The sequence below is a fragment of the Nocardia sp. NPDC088792 genome (assembly GCF_044750615.1).
In the GTDB taxonomy this organism is placed as follows: Bacteria; Actinomycetota; Actinomycetes; order Mycobacteriales; family Mycobacteriaceae; genus Nocardia.
Genome location: NZ_JBIVKC010000002.1, coordinates 1,603,481 through 1,624,471 on the forward strand (window position 1 = coordinate 1,603,481; position 20,991 = coordinate 1,624,471).

2 protein-coding genes (1 of these 2 running past the window's edge) are annotated in these 20,991 nt (G+C 70.2%); both read right to left on the reverse strand.

What is annotated here, in order from left to right; translation table 11 throughout:
* Positions 1–19,218 carry a non-ribosomal peptide synthase/polyketide synthase gene (locus ACIP5Y_RS16525; RefSeq protein ID WP_400350972.1) on the reverse strand — a complete coding sequence of 6,406 codons (19,218 nt, stop codon included), beginning with the start codon at positions 19,216–19,218 and terminating at the stop codon, positions 1–3.
* Positions 19,218–20,991, reverse strand: the end of a protein-coding gene (locus ACIP5Y_RS16530; RefSeq protein WP_400350974.1) for an amino acid adenylation domain-containing protein. Its footprint extends 9,956 nt past the window's final position; only the last 1,774 of its 11,730 coding nucleotides appear in the window; the start codon falls outside the window, past its right edge — the gene reads right to left on this strand; the stop codon is at positions 19,218–19,220. Before ACIP5Y_RS16530 ends, ACIP5Y_RS16525 begins: the two co-directional genes overlap by 1 nt.

The window sequence follows — 20,991 nt, forward strand, 5'->3', positions numbered from 1 at the left end:
CTAGGCATGGTCTTTCGGGGTGGCGGTGGCCGCTCCGGAGACGGGGGCGTCGAGCACCCGCGCGATCTGGGCCAGGGACTCCGGAGTTGCCATCTGCCAGTGGGTGGCGAACACGGCGTGGTTGTGCAGGGCGCCGTCTATGGCGTTCGCCCAGCCGGACACGCCCAGCGTGCCGGTCGGATCATCCAGGGCCGCAGTGAAATACAGCAGGTCGCCGTGGAACGGGCGCGGCCGGTAACGGTCGATCAGGGACAGGGAGGCGACACCGCTGTCCACGATGCGGGCCAGGCGTTCCGCGCCCACCGAAGCGAAGGGCTCGGGGAGTTCCGCCAGCTTGGCGGCCAGCGTCTGAGGATCCAGGCCGTCCAGTTCGGAGGCATCGCCGAGCAGACCGCCCAGCATTTCGCTGACCAGGATCTGCACCGAGGACGCCTCGTCGATCAACGGGCCGTCGCTGTCCAGTGAACTGTCCAGCATTGCCAGCGAGGCCACCCGCTGACCCTGATCCTGCAGGCGCACCGCGACCGCGTGCGCGATCACACCGCCCAGCGACCAGCCGAGCAGATGGTACGGGCCCTCGGGCTGGACGCGGCGGATCTCCTCGACATAGCGGGCCGCCCAGTCCTCGATCGAATCCGGCAGCGGGACAGCGCTGCCCAGCGTCGGCGACTGCAGACCATAGATGGGCCGGGACTCATCGAGATGCGCGGTCAGGCCCGCGAAGGACCAGGCCACACCGCCGACCGGATGGATGCAGAACAGCGGTGCGCCTGTGCCGCCGGTCCGCAGCGGCAGCAGCACGTCGAAGGCGCGCTGCACATCGAACTCCGCATTGCGCAGTCGCGCCGCCAATCCGCCGGGCGTGGGATCGGTGAACAGCAACAGCACCGGAATCTGCAGGCCGAGCTTGCCGCCCAGTTCCGCGGCCAGCTGCACGGCCAGCAGCGAATTGCCGCCGAGCTCGAAGAAGCTGTCGTCCAGGCCGACCCGCTCGACCCCGAGCACGCCGGCGAAGGCGGCGCAGGCCGCGATCTCCAGTTCGGTGACCGGAGCGCGGTATTCGCGCGCCGCGAACACCGGTTCCGGCAGCGCCGTGCGCTCGAGTTTGCCGTTGGCATTGAGGGGCAGATCGTCCAGGACCATCAAGGCCGAGGGCACCATGTAGGACGGCAGTGCGGCGCGCAACGCGGCTGCCACCCGCTCGGTATCGAGCGCGGTGTCCGAGGCCGGGACCAGGTAGGCCACCAGCATTCCACTCTCCTTGTTCGGTCCTTCGTGAACGAGCACGGCCGCCTGCGCGATCTCGGGCGACGCCAGCAGCGCCGACTCGATCTCGCCCAATTCGATGCGGAAGCCGCGCACCTTGACCTGGAAGTCGGTGCGGCCCAGGTACTCCAGCTCCCCGTCCGGGGTCCAGGCCACCAGATCGCCGGTGCGATACATGCGTTCGCCCGGTGCGAAGGGGCTGGCCACGAAGCGACCCGCGGTCAGGTCCGGACGCTCGAAATAGCCGCGGGCCAGCTGAGCGCCCGACAGGTAGAGCTCGCCCTCGACGCCGGCCGGGACGGGGCGCAGCCGGGCATCCAGCACATAGACCTGCGAGTTCCACTCCGGGGAACCGACCGGCACCGACAACCGATCCGCCGCGGTGACACGGTGATTGGTGATGGAGACCGCGGCCTCGGTGGGGCCGTACAGGTTGTAGAGCTCGATCTCCGGGTAGGTGCGGCGGAATCGTTGCGCCACCGCGGCCGGCAGCGCCTCACCGATGGCCAGCACGCGGCGCAGCGGCAAGGTGGGCAGGGCCGAACCGGCCGTGGCCGTGGTGAGCAGCGCGTGCAGCATGGACGGGACGGCGTGCAGGGTGGTGACGCCTTCGCGGGCCATGAGATCCGTCAGGTAGGCCGGGTCGCGATGACCGTCCGGGGTCGCGATGACCAGACGGCCGCCCGAGACCGCGGCGGACCAGAACTCCCAGACCGACAGGTCGAAGGTGGCGGCCGTCTTCAACAGCACCGCATCCTCCGCGCCGAGCCCGAATTCGGCGGTCTTCCAGAACAACTGGTTGACGATCGCCGAATGCGGCACCGCCACGCCCTTGGGCTTACCGGTGGAGCCGGACGTGAAGATCACGTAGGCGGTGTGGTCGGGACGCAGCGAGCCGCGGCGTTCGGCGGCCGTGATCGGCGCGTCGGAGTAGCCACTCAGATCCAGCCGGTCGATCGGCAGCTGCGCGGTGTCGACCTCCAGGTCGGCGCCCGCGGTCAACACGGTCACCGGATCGGCTGTGGCCAGGATGTATTCGATGCGGTCGGCGGGCTGATCCGGATCCACCGGCACGTAGACGCCGCCCGCGACGGACACCGCGTACATGGCCACCACCAGATCGACCGAACGCCGCAGCGCCAGCGCCACCCGGTCCTCCGGCCCGACACCGAGCGAAATCAGATGCCGGGCAAGGCGGTTCACCCGCTCGGCGAGTTCGCCGTAGGTCAGCGTCACGCGGGACGGTCCATCGCCGATCAGGGCGATGCGGTCCGGGTCGGCCGCCACCGTCCGATCCAGCAGGGTCGCCAGGGTGGCGGTGGCGTCGACCGCGTGCGCGGTGTCGTTCCACGACCGCAGGATTCGGGTCCGCTCGGGCGCGGCCAGGATCTCCAGATCGCCCACCGGCGCATCCGGGGTGAGCACCGCGGCATTGAGGACGCGGCGCAGGCGTTCGGCGAATCCGGTCGCGGTGTCCTTGTCGAACAGCGCGGTGGAGTAGGTGAGCGAGGCGGTCAGCCCGGCCGGGACGCCGTCGGCCGCGTAACGGTCGGCGATGACCAGGTGCAGGTCGAACTGGGAGATGGTGGTCTCGAAATCGGCCGCGCCGACCCGCAATCCGTCCAGTTCCAGTTCCGGCGTCTCCACATTGTTGAAGGAGAAGCCGACCTGGAACAGGGCGTGCCGGGCGGTGGAGCGGACCACGTCGAGCGACTCCACCAGGCGTTCGAACGGCACGTCGGCGTGTGAGAAGGCGGCCAGGTCGGATTCGCGCACCCCGGCGAGCAGGGTCACGAAATCGGCGGCCGGGTCCACCGCGGCGCGCAGCACCAGGGTGTTGACGAACATGCCGACCAGGTCGTCGAGTTCGTGCTCACCGCGACCCGCGATCGGGGTGCCGACCGCGATATCCGCGGTGCCCGACAACCGGGCCAGCAGCAGCGCCCACGCGGCGTGCAACACCATGAACAGCGTCGCGCCCTGGGAATGGCCCAGATCCACGAGCCGCTTGTGCAGATCGGCGTCCAGATCGAATTCGACCGAACCGCCCTCGGTGGACAGCACCGCCGGGCGGGGCCGATCCGAGGGCAGATCCAGCTGGTCGGGCAGTCCGGCCAGCGCGCCGCGCCAGGAGTCGAGCTGTCGCGCGAGCAGCGAGTTCGGATCGTCCTCGGCGCCCAGGCGGGCCCGCTGCCACAGCGCGTAATCGGCGTACTGCACCGGCAGCGGCTGCCACTGCGGGGCCAGGCCCGCATGCCGGGCCGCGTAGGCGGCCATCACATCCCGGGCCAGCGGCGCCATGGAGGCGCCGTCGGCAGCGATGTGGTGCACCACCACGACCAGCACGTACTCATCGGTCGTACCGGTGATGGAGTACAGCTGCCCGCGCAGCGGCACGCCGGTGGTGACGTCGAAGCCGGCCGATACGAATTCGGTGATGACACCGAACAATTCGTCGGCCGAGACCGGAATCGGTTGCAGTGACGGCAGTTCCACCTCCGACATGGGCAGGATGACCTGCACCGGGCCGGACTCGGTCAGCGGGTACACCGTGCGCAGCACCTCGTGCCGCGCCGCCACATCGGCCATGGCGGCCTCCAGGGCGGGGATGTCCAGCGCGCCGGTCAAGCGAATCGGCAGCGGCATGTTGTAGGCCGAGGAATCGCCGTCGAAGCGGTTCAGGAACCACATGCGTTGCTGCGGCAGCGACAACGGCACCGGGCCGTCGCCGGTGCGCGGCGCCAGCGCCGGGCCGTCGGAGAGCCGGACCGCGTCGGCGTCCACCGTGGCGGCCAGGGCGGCCACGGTCGGGTACTCGAAGACGGTCCGCATGGCCACATCGACGCCGAGTCGCGCCGACAGGCGGGCCGAAAGCTTCACCGCGCTCAGCGAATTGCCGCCGAGCAGGAAGAAGTTGTCGTCCAGGCCGACCCGGTCGGCGCCGAGCAGTTGTGCGATGGTGTCCGCCACCACCTGCTCGACCACGGTCTCCGGCGCGCGGAACTCCGCGGTGCGGAAGACCGGTTCGGGCAGCGCCTTCCGATCCAGTTTGGCCATCGGGGTGAGCGGGATGGCGTCGATCACCATGATCACGGCCGGGACCATGTAGGCGATGAGCGAGCGGCCGGCGAATTCGAGCAGCTGCTCGGTGTCCACCACCTGCCCGGCGGCGGGCACCACATAGGAGACCAGGGAGACGTCACCGCTGCGGCCGGTGTGGCCGACGGTGACCGCGAATTCCACGCTCTCATGCGCGATCAGCGCCGCGTCGATCTCACCGAGTTCGATGCGCAGGCCGCGCACCTTCACCTGATCGTCGGAGCGGCCCAGGTATTCGAGGGTCGGCTCGGCGCTGCCCGGGATCGGGCTGCGCACCCAGCGCACCAGGTCGCCGGTGCGGTAAAGCCGTCCGCCCGGTTCGCCGTACGGGTCGGCCACGAAGCGGTCGGCGCTCAGCGCCGCGCGCCCGTGATAGCCGCGGGCCAGGCCCGGGCCGCGCAGGTACAGTTCGCCCGCGGCCCCGTCCGGGACCGGGCGCAGCCGGGTATCGAGTACCACCGCGGACTGGCCGTCGACCAGATCACCGAGCACCACACGGCCGTTCGGCGGCAGCGGGTAGCTCATGTGGCTGATGATGGTGATCTCGGTGGGCCCGTAGCCGTTGTACAGCTCGCGGGTCGCGCCCCAGCGGTCCACCAGATCCTGGCCGAAGCCCTCACCGCCGACCGTCAGATACGGCATGCCGCGCAGGGTTTCCGGGTCGAGGGTGTTGATGACGGCCGGGGTGAACACGCCGTGCGTGACCCCCTCGGACTCGATGAGCTCCTTCAGCTCCACGCCGCCGATGATCTCCACCGGCGACACCACCAGCGCCGCGCCGACCGGGAAGGCCATCAGTATTTCCAGGATATTGGCGTCGAAGCTGGGCGAAGTACGGTGTAGCACACGGGAACTCGACGTGGTCGGGGAATGCCGGTGGTGCACGCCCGCGATGCCGATGATGCCGGCATTGCCGACCACCACGCCCTTGGGGCGGCCGGTGGAACCGGAGGTGTAGACCATCCACGCGGCATTGTCGATGTGCACGGGGCGCACGAGTTCCGCCGGGGCGATCCGCTCGCCGGACGCGTCCGCCAGCCGCAGCCGGGTCGCCGGATCGTCGATCACCAGCCAGGTGCAGGCGTCGGCGGGCAGCCGGTCGGCGTACTCGGCGACCGTGATACCCACGGGCGCACCGGAATCGGAGAGCATGAAGCCGATGCGGTCGGCCGGGTAGGTCGGGTCGACCGGCAGGAAGGCGGCCCCGGTCTTGGCGACCGCGAACAGCGCCACCACCGAGTACACCGAGCGCGGCACCGACAGGGCCACGAAATCCTCGGCGCCGACACCGTGTTCGATGAGCAGCCGGGCCAGGCGCGAGGACATCGCATCCAGCTCCGCGTAGCTCATCTGCTCGCCGCGGTAGATCAGCGCGGGCGCGGCCGGGTTCAGATCGACTGCCGCGCGCAGGATTTCGGCGAGCGACATGGGTTCCAGCGCCACCGGGCCGCGGCGGGCCAGGATACCGGCCCGTTCGCCCGGGGACAGCACCTCGACGCTGCCGATGGTGCGGGTGGCGTCCGCGGTGACCGCGCCCAGCACCCGGCCGAAGCGGCGCAGCAGATCCTGGGCGGTCGACTCGTCGTAAAGATCGGTGGCGTAGACCAGCTCCACCACCAGGTTGCCGTCCGCGTCGAGGTCCTGGCCGACGGAGAAGGTGAGATCGAACTTGGCGACACTGTCGTCGAAGTCGACCGGCTCCAGTACCAGGCCGGGCACGGCGTGCGTGCCATCGTCCAGATCGAGGTAGTTCAGCGAGACCGTGAACAGCGGGTGCCGGGCCTGCTCGGCCACCACACCCAGGGCGCTCACCACCCGCTCGAACGGGACGGCGGCGTGCGCGAAGGCAGCCAGGTCCGTCGTCCGGCTCTCCGCCAGCAGTTCGGCGAAGGTGCGGTCGGCGGCCGGGCGGGTGCGCAGTGCCAGGGTATTGACGAACATGCCGACCAGGCCGTCCAGCGCGGGCTCGTCACGGCCGAGCACCGGAGTGCCGATGGCGATGTCATCGCTGCCGGACAGGCGGGCCAGCAAGGTCGACAGGGCGGCGTGCAGCACCATGAACGGGGTGGCGTGATGCTGCTTGGCGAGCTCGCGAACCCGCTCGCCGATACCGCCGCCGATCCGGCCGCGCACCACCGCGCCGCGGAAGGAGGCGACCGGCGGGCGCGGGCGATCCGCGGGCAGGGTCAGCTCGTCCGGCAGTCCGGCGAGCGTCTCCCGCCAGTAGTCCAGTTCGGCTTCGCCAACGGTGTCGAGCACCTCGTGCCGCCACAGGGCGTAATCCGCGTACTGGACCGCGAGCGGTTCCCAGGCGGGTTCGACGCCCGCGGCGCGGGACAGGTAGGCCAGCACCACATCCCGCAGCAGCGGATCGGTGGAGGCGCCGTCACCGGCGATGTGGTGCAGGACGGCGACCAGTACGTGACTGGTTTCGGACTCGCGCAGCAGCATGGCGCGCAGCGGCACCTCGGTGGTGACATCGAAACCGGCGGAGGCGAATTCGTAGAAGCGCTCCACCACCGAACCGGTGATCGTCTCCAGCGGCAGGTCGATGACCGTGCCGGCGGGCAGGATCTCCTGGCGGCCCTCGCCATCGGCGTCCATCGGGTAGCGGGTGCGCAGCACCTCGTGCCGGGTCATGACATCGGCCATGGCCGCGCGCAGCGCCTCGAAGTCGATGTTGCCGATGAGCCGCACCGCGAACGGGATGTTGTAGGCCGGCGAGGCCGGATCCAGGCGGTTGAGCAGCCACATGCGAGTCTGCGCGGGCGAGAGCGGAATCCGCTCCGGGCGGGGGCCCGGCAGCAGCGGCGGCAGCGTGCGCTGATCGGCGCCCGTCACCACCGGCGCCAGCGTGGCGACGGTCGGGAACTCGAAGATGGTCCGGACACCGAGATCGCAGCCGAAGGTGGCATTGATCCGGGCGACGAGGCGCATGGCCAGCAGCGAATTGCCGCCGAGTCCGAAGAAGTCGTCGTCCGCGCCGATCGGCGCGGCGGCGCCGAGCAGTTCGCCGACGAGACCGGCCAGCACCGCCTCCGCGCCTTCGCGGGGTGCGCGGAAAGTGGTTGCGGCGGCGGTGAACTCGACCTTCGGCAGGGCGGCACGGTCCAGCTTGCCGACGCTGGTGCGCGGCATGTCCTTCAGGACCACCAGATGCGCGGGCACCATGTAGGCGGGCAGCAGTGCCCGCGCGTGTTCTAGGACGGCGTCCGCGGAAAGTCCTGCACCGGAGACGTATCCGACGAGGCAGTCGGTACCGGCGCTGTCGCGGTCCAGCAGGACCACGGCATTGGCGACGCCTTCGGCCGCCAGCAGTGCGGCCTCGATCTCACCGAGCTCGATGCGCTGGCCGCGCAACTTCACCTGGAAGTCATTGCGGCCCAGGTAGACCAGGTCACCGGCGCGGTTCCAGCGCACCAGATCGCCGGTGCGGTACATGCGCTTACCGGCCACGCCGAACGGGTCGGCGACGAAGCGCTCGGCGGTGAGGCCGCCGCGCGACTGGTAGCCGCGGGCCAGCTGGTCACCGGCCAGGTACAACTCGCCGATCACGCCGGTCGGGACCGGGCGCAGGCGGGCATCGAGGACATAGGCGCGGGTGTTCCAGTTCGGCAGGCCGATGGCGACCTCGTAATCCGGGTCGGCATCGGTGAATTCGTGGTAGACGGCCGAGATGGCCGCCTCGGTGGGGCCGTACGCATTGTGGACGGCGCCGCCCACCTGCTCGCGCAGCGCGCCCAGCAGTTCGGCCGGGAGGGCCTCGCCGCCGGTGTGCAGATGCCGGAACGAGCGCAGGGCATCCCCGTGGCCCTCGGCCAGCAGGGCGGCCAGCACCGACGGGACGTGCTCGGCGATAGTGACGCCGTGCTCGCGCATGCGGTCGGCCAGGTAGTTCAGATCCTGATGGCCGCCCGGGCGCAGCAATGCCAGCGGCGCGCCGGTGAGGGCGGGCAGGAAGCACTCCCACACCGAGACGTCGAAGGCCAGCGGCGCGCGCTGCATGATGCGGTCGGCGGCGGTGACCTCGTAACGGTGCTCCAGCCAGCGCAATTGGTTCATGATCGCGCGGTGATCGGTGCCGACGCCCTTGGGCTTACCGGTCGATCCGGAGGTGAACAGCACGTACGCCAGGTTCTCGGGCCGCAGCGGCCGCACGCGCTCGGCGTCGGTGATCGGCGCGGCTGTATCTTCTGCCCTCCGCTTCGCTCCGGGCGTGTTCGCGGCAGGCCCAGGGTGGTGGGTGCCGTGGAAGTCTCGATTCTTCCCTCCCTCCGCTCCCCCGCTTCGCTCCTCCGCTCCACTCAGTCCAGAATCGAGCCGGCCACGAACCACGAGGGTGCCGCTGCTCCAGTACTCCGCGATCAGCGGGGCGGGCGCGGTAAGCGGGCCGTCAGTCAGCACGCCGGACAAGTCCGGTAGCTGCGCTCCGCCCACCACCAGCACCAGACGGGCGTGGGAGGTTCCCAGGATGTGGGCGATGCGGTCGGCCGGGTGGTCCGGGTCGATCGGGACGTAGGCCGCACCCGCGTGGATGACGGCGTAGAGGGCGACCATCATGTCGAGGCTGCGGACGGCGGTGATGCCCACGATGTCGTCCGGGCCGACACCCTCGCGAATCAGCAGGCGGGCCAGGCGGTTCGAACGCTCGGCGAGCTCGGTCCAGGTGAGAGTGACACCGTCGAGTTCGACCGCGACGGCGTCGCCGGAGGTGGCGGCGCGGTGATCGAGGAGGTCCGCCAGGGTCTCGTCCGGCAGGGCGCGGACGGTGGCATTGCGGTCGGAGAGCAGCCGGCCGCGTTCGGCCACCGACATGAGCTCCAGCTCGCCCACGACCGTGCGGGGGTCGGTGATCAGGGTGCGGAGCACCCGCTCGTACCAGCGCAGGAAGTCGGTGGCGGTGTCGGCGTCGAAAAGGTCGGTGGCGTAGTGCAGATGGACGTCGATGCCGGTGGGGACGCCGTCCTCGTAGTGATCGCTGAGGGTCCAGTCCTGATCGAACTGGATCGGCAGCACGCCCGCATCCAGGCCGGTGATGGACAGCTCGCGCAGGTGGAAGTCCGGCTGCGCCAGGTTCTGCATGGTGAAGCCGACCTGGTAGAGCGGCGAATACGACTGGGAGCGGACCGGATTCAGCGCGTCCACCAGCGTCTCGAACGGGACCGCGGAGTGGTCGAAGGCGGCCAGATCGCTGTCGCGGACCTGCGCCATCACATCCGAGAGACGGGCGCGCGCCGCCACCGGGGTGCGCAACACCAGGGTGTTGACGAACATGCCGACCAGATCGTCCAGGGCCTGATCGCCGCGGCCCGCGATCGGGGTGCCGACCAGGATGTCATCGGTGCCCGACACTCGCGCCAGCAGCACGGCCAGTGCGGCGTGCAGCACCATGAACGGGGTGGCGCGGTGCTCGTTCGCGAATTCCACCACGGCGGCGTGCAATTCGGCGTCCAGTACCGCAGTGCGGGCGTCGGCGCGGCCCGAGGCCACGGCCGGGCGCGGGCGATCGGCAGGCAGGGCCAGCAGATCCGGGGCGCCGGTCAGTCGGCGCTGCCAGTACCGCAGCTGCCGGGCCAGCACCGAGGTGGCGTCCTCCGGCGTGCCCAGCGCATTCCGTTGCCAGATGGCGTAATCCGCGTACTGCACCGGCAGCGGGCGCCAGGTCGGCGCGACATTCGCACAGCGGGACACGTACGCCTGCGCCAGATCCCGGGCCAGCGGGGCCAGCGACCAGCCGTCGGAGGCGATGTGATGCACCACGATCAGCAGTACGTAGGTGTCGGGCTCATCGATCACCTGGAGCAGCTGCGCACGCAGCGGCACCTCGACGGTGACATCGAAGACCGTGTGCGCCAGACCCACCGCCAGCATCGGCAGTTCGGCCGAGGCGACCGGCTTCGGCTCCAGATCGACCAGGCGGGTGCCGGCGGGCAGCACCAACTGCCGTGCCACACCGTCCTGTTCGGGGTACAGGGTGCGCAGCGTCTCGTGACGGTCGATCACATCGTCCACCGCGGTGCGCAGGGCTTCCACGTTCAGCGCACCGGTGAGGCGCAGCGCGAACGGCATGTTGTAGCCGCCGGCCTCGGTGTCGAAGCGGTTGAGGAACCACATGCGCTGCTGCGAGATCGACAGCGGGACGACATCGCCGCGCTCCTGCCGCGTCACCGGCGGCAACGCCACCTTCTCCTCGGCGGCCAGCTCGGCAAGGCGGACGGCCAGGTCACGCACGGTCGACGCGTCGAAGATGGTGCGCAGCGGGATGGCCAGACCGGTGGCCTGGGACAGGCGCGCCACCAGCTGGGTGGCGATGAGCGAGTTGCCGCCGCGGATGAAGAAGTTGTCATCCGCGCCGACCTGATCGAGGCCGAGCAGATCACCCATCACGGCGGCGACCAGGATCTCCGAATCACCTGCCGGAGCGATGAATTCGTCGACCGGAGCAAGGACCGGCGCGGGCAGGGCCGCACGGTCCAGCTTGCCGTTGGGGGTCAGCGGCATGGCGGCGAGCACCACGAAGGCGCCCGGCACCATGTAGCCGGGTAGCTTCTCGGCGAGCCGCGCGGACAGGGCCTCGGTATCGATCACCTGTCCGGTCGCGGGCACCAGGTAGGCGGTCAGGATGTCGCCGGTCGAGACGGTGGCCAGCAGTACGGCGGCCTGCGCCACCGTGTTCTCGGCGGCCAGCGCCGCCTCGATCTCACCGAGCTCGATGCGCAGACCGCGCAACTTCACCTGGAAGTCGGTGCGGCCCAGGTACTCCAGCTCGCCAACCACGTTCCACTTGACCAGGTCGCCGGTCCGGTACATGCGCTCACCGGCGGTGAAGGGGCTGGCCACGAAGCGATCCGCGGTCAGGCCCGGCCGGGCGGTGTAGCCGGTGGCCAGCTGTGCGCCGGCCAGGTAGAGCTCGCCGGGCACGCCCGCCGGGACCGGCGTCAGCCGCGAATCCAGCACGTACACGCGGGTATTGAAGACGGGGCGGCCGATCGGGACGGTGACGGTGTCGGCATCGGTGACACGGTGGTAGGTGACATCCACGGCCGCCTCGGTGGGGCCGTACAGGTTGTGCAGTTCCGCACCGGTCAGGGCGCGGAGGCGCTGCGCGGACGGCGCGGACAGTGCCTCGCCGGAGGCGAACACGGTGCGCAGGGCGGATTTCCGCGCCTGCGCGTGGTCGGCCAGCTCGGCGACGTACACCTCCAGCGCGGAGGGCACGAAGTGCGCGACCGTGATGCCCTCGTGGGCGACGAGCCCGGCCAGGTACGCCGGATCGCGGTGGCCGTCCGGCCGGGCCAGGACCAGGCGCGCGCCGATCTGTAAGGGCCAGAAGAACTCCCACACCGACACGTCGAAGGTGGCGGGGGTCTTCTGCAGCACCACATCTGCGGCGGTCAGGCCGTATTCGGCCTGCATCCACTCCAGGCGGTTCACGATGGCGGCGTGGCCGACGGCCACACCCTTCGGCCGTCCGGTCGAACCCGAGGTGAAGATGATGTAGGCGGTCGCGGCCGAGTGCAGTGCGGACCGCCGGTCGGCATCGGTGAGAGGTGCGGACGAATAGCCGTCCAGCGCACCGCTCGCGACGAGTTCATCGATGCGCAGCTCCGGTACACCGAGGTCTTCCATGCCGGCAGCCGAGGTGAGAACGACTGCGGGAGCCGCAGTTTCGATGATGTAGCGGAGACGCTCGATCGGATGGTCGAGATCCAGCGGCACGTAAGCGCCGCCCGCCGCCACCACCGCGTACATGCCGATCACCAGATCCGGGCCGCGGCGCATGGCCAGCGCGACCGGCACATCCGGGCCGACGCCCTGCGCCACCAGGTGGCGGGCCAGCCGATGCACGCGGGCGGCGAACTCGCCGTAGGTGAGGCTCTCGTCCTCGAAACGCACGGCGACCGCGTCGGTTCCGGCCGCCACCTGCTCCTCGAAGCGGGTCAGCAGGGTGCGGGCCGGGTCCACCGCGACCGCGGTGTCGTTCCAGACCCGCAGCACGCGTTCGCGTTCCGCGTCCTCGAACAGGTCGATATCGCCGATCGGCGCGGTCGCGTCGAGGGCGACCGCGTGCAGCACCCGCTGCCAGCGCGCCACGAAGGAGGCGGCGGTGGCCGCGTCGAAGAGCTCGTCGGCGTAGCGCAAGGCTCCGCCCAGCGTCCCGTCCGCGCCGTCGTCGACCACCAGTTGCAGGTCGAAGCGCGCGCCCGGATCGGTGAGCGGGACCGGCTGGATGGTCAATCCGGGCAGCACCAGTTCCCCGGTGTCGCCATGGTTCTCGCCGAAGCTGAGCATGACCTGGAACAGCGGATGCCCGGTCTCGGTGCGGTCGGTGACCAGCTCGTCCACGATCTGCTCGAAGGGCAGATCGGCATTGGCGAAGGCGGCCAGATCGGTCTCGCGCACGCCGGACAGCAGCTCGAGGAACGAGGCGCCACCCTCCACCGCGGTACGCAGCACCACGGTATTGACGAACATGCCGATGAGACCGTCCAATTCGCGTTCACCGCGACCGCCGACCGGGGACCCGATGGCGATATCGCCGGTGCCGGTGAGCCGGGCCAGCGCGGCGGCGAAGGCCGCGTGCACCACCATGAACAGGCTCGCGCCGTGCTCGCGGGCCAGCGCCCGCAGGCCGGTCGCCACCTCGGCGGGAACGGTGAAATCGATTGCGGCGCCGGTGTTCCGCGGCTCCGCGGGGCGCGGTCGATCGACCGGCAGCGGCAGCTGCGCCGGAGTACCGGCCAGCGTGTCGCGCCAGAAGCCGAGCTGCTGGTGCGCCAGATCGCCCGGGGTTTCGGCAGAGCCGAGGATCTCGCGCTGCCACAGCGCGTAATCGGCGTACTGGACCGGCAGCGGCTCCCAGTCGGGGGCCGCACCGGCGGTCCGCGCGTGGAAGGCCGTCATCAGGTCGGTGACCAGCGGGCGCAGCGACAGCGCGTCACCGGCGATGTGGTGCACGACCAGCACCAGCACGTACTCGTCGGCGTTCACCGGGGCATCCGGGCCACGATCGACCACCAGCAGCGCGATACGAGAAGGCAGTTCCCGGGTGACATCGAAGGACGCCTGGACCACGGCGGCGACGGCGGCCGTCACCTCGTCCTGCAGCACCGGCACCGGAGTGAGGCTCAGCCCGACATCGGCGGCATCCAGCAGCTGCTGGTAAGGGCCGGAACCGTCGTCCGGGTACATGGTGCGCAGCGACTCGTGGCGGGCCAGCACATCCAGTGCGGCCTCCTCGAGCGCGGTCACGTCCAGCTTGCCGGACAGGCGCAGCACCAGCGGCAGGTTGTAGAGGCTCGGGCCCTCCTGCTCGTTCTCCAGCCGGTTGAGGAACCACAGCCGCTGCTGCGCGGGCGAGAGCGGCACCCGCTCGGGGCGCGGTCCGGCGACCAGCGCGGGACGCGGGGCGGTATCGGCCAGGCGGCCCACGGCCGCGGCGAACCCCGCCACGGTGGCGCTCTCGAACAGCAGACGGACCGGAATCCGCACGCCCAGTTCGGCGCCCGTGCGCGCGGTGATCTGGGTGGCCAGCAGCGAACTGCCGCCCAGCAGGAAGAAGTCGTCGTCCAGGCCGACGTGCCGGCTCCCCAGCACCTCGCCGAAGACGCGGGCGACCAGTCGTTGCGTGGCGTCCACCGGCGCGCGGAAACGCTTGGCGGCCAGCACCGGAACCGGCAGCGCGCCGCGATCCAGCTTGCCGCTGGTGCCCAGCGGGAACTCGGTCAGCTCGACCACCGTGGTCGGCACCATGTAGGGCGGCAGCAGTGCGGTCAGGCGATCCCGCACCGCGGTGGTATCGAGTTCGCTGCCCGCACTGCGGATCACGTATCCGGCGAGGTAGTCGCCGGTGTCGGCGGCGATCAGCCGCACGGCCGCCTGACCCACCTCGGGCAGGGTCAGCAGGGCGCTCTCGATATCGGCGAGTTCGATGCGCTGGCCGCGGAACTTGATCTGGAAGTCGATGCGGCCCAGGTAGGCCAGCTCGCCGTCCTGGGTCCACTTCACCAGGTCACCGGTGCGGTACATGCGCGCGCCCGGGAAACCGTAGGGGTTGGCCACGAACCGATCCGAGGTCAGATCGGCGCGGTCGTAGTAGCCGCGAGCCAGCTGCACACCGGCCAGATACAGCTCACCCGGCACACCGATCGGCGCGGGGCGCAGTCGCGAATCCAGCACGTAGACCTGGGTGTTCCACTCCGGCTCACCCATGGGGACGGCCGGGCTGAACTCGTCGGCCTCACGGTAGGTGACCGTGACGGCGGCCTCGGTGGGGCCGTACAGGTTGTGCAGCGTGGCGTCGGAGACGGCGCGGAAAGCCACCACGGTCTCCACCGGGAACGCCTCACCGGCGACGAAAACATCACGCAGCGAATCCAATTCACCCGGCTCCGCGTGCGCGGCGAACACCGAGAGCATGGACGGGACGAAGTCGGTCAGCGTGACACCGTGCGCGGCGACGGTTTCCGCCAGGTAGCGAGCATCGCGGTGACCGTCCGGGGAGGCGAGCACCAACGTCGCGCCGACCCGCAACGGCAGGAAATAGCCCCACAGCGAGACATCGAAGGTGCTCGGCGTCTTCTGCAGGTACACATCGGATCGGGAGATCCGGTATTCGGCCTGCATCCAGGCCATCTGGTTGGCGATGGACCGGTGGCTGACGGCCACGCCCTTGGGCGTGCCGGTCGAGCCGGAGGTGAACAGCACGTACGCCGGATGCTCCGGATACACGACGGCGCCGCGCTCGCGGTCACCGATCCGGGCCTCCGAATACCGGGACAGGTCCACCTCGTCGAGACGCAGCAGCGGCGCGGCATCGGTGTCGAAGGCATCCGCCGCGGTGGTCAGCACCAGCAGCGGGTGGGCGGTGCCCAGCACATTGGCGATGCGCTCGGCCGGATGACCCGGATCGATGGGCACGTAGGCCGCGCCGGCGCGCAACACGGCGTACATGGCGATCACCAGCTCCACCGACCGCGACATAGCCAGCACCACCAGCGATTCCGGTCCGGCGCCACGCTCGATGAGCAGCCGGGCCAGGCGATTCGCCTGCTCCGACAGCTCCGCGTAGGTCAGGGAGCGATCGCCCGCGATCACAGCGGTCGCAGTGGGGGTGCGCTGCACCTGGGCGTCGAAGCCGGCGTGCAGCAGGGTGTCGGCGACCTTCGCGCCGGTGGCGTTCCAGCTGTCGATCACGTAGTCGCGCTCACCCAGATCGAGCAGCTCGATATCGCCCACCGGGCGGTCGGCGTCGGCGGTGGCGGCGGTCAGCAGGCGCAGGAACTTGGCCGCGAACTCCCGGACGGTGTGCTCGTCGAAAAGATCCGTGGCATAGGTGAATTCGACTCGATAGCTCGACTCCTGCTCGAGCACCGTCAGATTCAGGTCGAACTTGGCGAAGGCCAGGTCGAAGTCCACCGGGGCGGCATCCATGCCCGGCAGCGACGGGATGGTCGCGCCCAGGTTCTGCATGAACAGGGCCACCTGGAACAGCGGGTGCCGGTTGCGGGCGCGCACCGGATTGAGCACCTCCACCAGGCGCTCGAAAGGCACATCACGGTGCGCGAAGGCGCGCAGATCGCGGTCGCGGGCATGACCGACCAGATCGGCGAAGGACCGACCGGCGCGGACATCGGTGCGCAGCACCAGGGTATTGACGAACATGCCGATCAGGTCGTCCAGGGCCGCCTCACCACGACCGGCGACCGGGGTACCGATGGCGATATCGGTGGTACCGGACAGCCGGGCCAGCAGCGCGGCCAGCGCGGCGTGCAGCACCATGAACGGCGTGGCCTGGCAGCGGGCCGCGACCGCGTCGACGGCGGCGCGCAGCTCGGCGGGGATGATCTCCTCGAAGGTGGCGCCGCGGTAGCTCGACTCGGCCGGGCGGGGACGATCGGCGGGCAGGTCCAGCTGCGCCGGGAGATCATCGAGTTCGTCGGTCCAGAAGGCGATTTCGCGGGCGGCGCGGGATTCCGGATCCTGCTCGTCGCCGAGCAGTTCCCGCTGCCAGAGTGCGTAGTCGGCGTACTGCACGGCCAGCGGCGGCCAGCCGGGGGCCACCCTCGCCTGACGGGAGGCATAGGCCACCACCAGATCGCGCAGCAGCGGGTTGAGCGAGAAGCCGTCCGCGGCAATGTGATGGACCACCAGCACCAGCACGTGATCATCGGCGCCCAAGCGCAGCAACCGGAGCCGCAGTGGCACCCCGGCAGCCACGTCGAATCCACGTCCGGCCTCCGCGTACACGGCGGCGAGCAACGCCTGCTCGTCGATTTCCACGGGGGTCAGGTCGAATTCGACTGCCTCACCGATGACCTGGACCGGGCCGGCGGGCGTCTGCGGGTAGTGGGTGCGCAGAATCTCGTGGCGCGCCACCAGATCGGTGACGGCGGCGGCCAGGGCCGCGGTATCGAGCACGCCGCGCAGCCGGAGTGCGGCCACCACGTTGTCGACCGCGGATGGGTCGTATCCCGCGGCGGAGTTCGAGGCCGCTGCGGCGGAATCCCCCGCCGCAGTACCCGCATCCGCGCCCGCACTTCCTGAATCCGCGTCGGCGGCATCCGAATTACCCACGGCAGCAGTGGCTTCAGGCTGCGCCAGCTGATTGAGGAACCACATGCGCTGCTGCGCGGGCGAGAGCGGCAGGGCATCCGGGCGTGGACCGGCCACCAGCGCCGGTGCGGAACCTGTTGTGGCAGGCGCGTTCTCGGCCAGCAAGGCGAGGGCGGCCACGGTCGGCCGGTCGAAGAAGTCGCGTACGTCCACGGCCGCGCCCAGCGAATCCCGCATGCGGGCGATGGCGCGGGTCGCGATGAGCGAGTTACCGCCCAGGCTGAAGAAATCGTCGTCGGCGCCGACGCGTTCCACGTCGAGCAGCTCGGCGAAGATCGCCGCGACCGCCTCCTCGGCGGGGGTGGCCGGGGCCCGGTAGGCGCCGGACAGGTCGGCGAACACCGGTTCGGGCAGGGCCCGTCGGTCCAGCTTGCCGTGCACGGTCAGCGGCATCTCCGCCATCGGCATCAGGACCGAGGGCACCATGTAGGCGGGCACATGCGCGCGGATGCCGGAAAGCACGGCGGCGGAGTCGATTTCGGCGCCGCGCTCCGGCACCGCATAGGCGACCAGCGCCTGCTCACCACCCTCGCGGGTGTGCAGCAGAACAGCGGCCTGCGCCACGGTGTCATCGCGCAGCAGGGCGGATTCGATCTCCCCCAGCTCGATGCGCTGACCGCGCAACTTCACCTGGAAGTCGCTGCGGCCCAGGTACTCCAGCTCGGCCGCGGCGCCGTCGACGCCGGGCACCCAGCGCACCAGGTCACCGGTGCGGTACATGCGATCCCCGGAGGGGCCGTCGGCATTGGCCACGAAACGTTCCGCGCTCAGGCCCGGCCGGCCGTAATAGCCACGGGCCAACTGCATTCCGACCAGGTACAGCTCGCCCACCACGCCCATCGGGACCGGGCGCAGATCCTCGTCCAGCACCAGCAGGTCGACATCGTCGCCGGGGAGACCCAGCGGCACCGAGGTGACATCGGCGGCCGTCACCTCGTGCGTGGTCACCAGCACGATGGCCTCGGTCGGGCCGTACATGTTGTAGAGGGTCGCGCCGGTGACACTGCGGAAGCCCGCAGCGACGGCGGGCTGCAACGCCTCGCCGCCCACGGAGACGAACCGCAGGGAATCGGTGATGCCCTCCGGATCCTGCGCGGCCTCGGCGACCAGCACAGCAAGCACCGACGGCACGAAAAAGGCCACGGTGACCTGGGATTCGCGCATGACGCGCAACAGGTACGCGGGATCGCGGTGACCGTCCGGCGTGGTCACCACCAGGCGACCGCCGGTCTGCAGCGTCCAGAAGATCTCCCACACCGACGCGTCGAAGGTGATCGGCGTCTTGAACAGCATGGCGTCCGCGGGCGACAGCGGATGCAGGCGCTGCTCGGACCGGAACAGGGTCTGAATGGCGCGGTGCGTGATCGCCACACCCTTGGGCCGGCCGGTGGAACCGGAGGTGAAGAGGACGCAGGCCAGGTTGTCGGCGCCCGGCTGCGGGTCCTCGACCGGAGAGCCCACCTGGCTCGGGTCGGCGGTGAATTCGCCCGTCGTGCGCTCGAATTCGTCGACGCGCAGCACCGGCACGGTCAGCTCCAGCTCCGGCTGATCGGCGGTCGTGGTGAGCAGCAGAGCCGGAGTGGACACCTCGAGCACGTAGGCGATGCGCTCGGCCGGATGATCCGGATCGATCGGCAGGTAGGCGCCGCCCGCCTCCAGGACCGCGTACATGCCGACCAGCAACTCCACCGAACGCCGCGCGGCCACGCCCACCAGCACGTCCGGGCCGACACCCAGCACCCGCAGGTGCCGGGCCAGCACCGTGATCCGGGCGGCGAATTCGGCGTAGGTCAAGCGGACGTCGCCGGACTCGATCGCCACCGCATCCGGGGTCTCGTCGACCTGCCGGCGGAACTCGGTGGTCAGCGTCTCGACCGGGGCCAGATTCGGTTCCAGCACTTCGGCGGCCACCGTGACCGCATCGTCGACCAGCGCCTCCAGCACGGTGGTCAGCTCGCCCTCCGCACCATCCATCAGCGCGGGCAGCTGACCGGACACCACCACCTGCACCAGCGCCTCGGGCTCCAGCGCACCGCCCATGGCCTCGGCGAGCATGGCGAGCTCGCCCGCCAGCACGCCGTACGAGACGGTGTCACCCTCGTAGCGCAGCGCGGGCCGCTCGGGATCCAGCTCCGCCACGGTCGCGATCAGATCGGGCAGATCCCCCACTCCGTAGGCTCGGCGCAACACCGAGACACGGCCGGTGCGGCTGGTAGCGATCGACTCTGCGTAGTGCATCAGAGGATTCCTTCCGACGAGCTTTCCGAGCGGAGAATCAGGTCCTGCGCCCGCGTTTTCAGCGTGCTCAGGACCTGACTGAGACCGGCCCCGCCGAGGGCCTTGAGGATGCCGGGCACCAGTCCGGCCAAAGCGACGTTCACCAGAGCCTCCGGCTTGGCCGCCGCGCCCATGGCGCGGGCGGTGACGCCGATCTTGTCGGCGAGGGCCCGGTAGGTGACGGTGTGGTCGCCATGGGTGAGCGCGATCGCCTCGGGGGCCGCCGCGGCGGCCGCGGCGATCAGCGTCGGCAGATCCGCTTGTCCGTCGATCGTATTCGATTGCGGTACATCATGATTCGAATTCCTGGCAGCAGATTCCGGGTGACCGGTGGCAGCCCGGGAATTCCGCTCGGCGGCGGTGCGGATGTCGATGGCGCGCACGGGTGCGGCCGGATCCGCCAGTACGGTGTCCACCACCAGCAGCAGGCGCTGCGCCAGCAGGCGCACCGTGTCCGCGCCGAAAATATCGGTGGCATAACCGAACCGGAGGCTCAGGCCCGTCGGGCGGCCGGCCTCGTCACGCTGTTCGACGACGGTGAGCTGCAGGTCGAACTTGGCTTCCCCGAGTTCGGCCTCCAGCAGTTCCACGGTCATACCGGGCAGGGTCACCGCGCCCGCGGAGATGTTCTGGAAGGCGAACATCACCTGGAACAGCGGAGTGATCGAGCTGGAGCGGGCCCGCCCGGTGGCCGCCGAGACCGCGTCCACCACTTGTTCGAAGGGCACATCGGCGTGCGCGAACGCGGTGAGATCGCGGTCGCGCACCTGCCGCAGCAGGTCCTGGAAGGACAGCTTGCCGTCCACCAGGGTGCGCAGCACCACGGTATTGACGAACATGCCGACCAGATCGTCCAGCGCCCGCTCACCGCGACCGGCGATCGGGACGCCGATCGAGATATCGCGCTGCCCGGACAGTTTCGCCAGCAGCACCGCGAAGCAGGCATGCACGACACCGAACAGGGTGGCGCCGTGCTCCCGCGCCAGCACGGTCAGCCGGTCGGTGGCCTCCCCGTCCAGCTCGACAGCGACGGTGGCGCCCTGCATATCGCGTCGCGCGGGCCGCGGGCGATCGGTGGGCAGCGTCAATTGTTCGGGGGCGGTCGACAATTCGTCGACCCAGAAACGCAGCTGCTGCGCGAGCAGGCTCTCCGGATCGGCGTCGGAGCCGAGCAGTTCGCGCTGCCAGGTCGCGAAATCGCCGTACTGAACATCCAGCGGCGCCCAGCCCGGGGCCTGTGCGCCGAGCCGGGAAGTGTAGGCCAGCACCAGATCCCGGGTCATCGGGATCACCGAGTAGCCGTCGGCGCTGATGTGGTGCACCACCACGACCAGCACGTGCTCCTGCGGCGCCAGTTCGAAGAGTCGCATGCGGACCGGCGGGGCGGCCGTGACATCGAAGCCGGCCGTGACTATCTCGGTCAGCCGCTCGTGCAACTCGTGCCGCGCCACCGGAGTCGGGGTGAGCCGGGCGTTCAGCTCATCGAGACCGAGCACCAACTGCACCGGTTCGCCGTCCTTCTCCGGGTAACGGGTGCGCAGAATCTCGTGCCGGTCCAGCACATCCCGCACCGCGCTCTCCAGCGCGGGCAGATCCAGCGCGCCGGTCAGGCGGATGGCCGCGGGCACGTTGTAGGCGCCCGACTCCGGATGCAGGCGATTGAGCACCCACATGCGCTGCTGCGCGAGAGACACCGGCGCGGGATCGGTACCGGCGCGCCGGACCAGCGCCGGA

What these genes read in the sequence shown, in the direction of transcription:
- ACIP5Y_RS16525 (WP_400350972.1), bottom strand. Translation starts at nt 19,218, where the DNA reads ATGCACTACGCAGAGTCGATCGCTACCAGCCGCACCGGCCGTGTCTCG.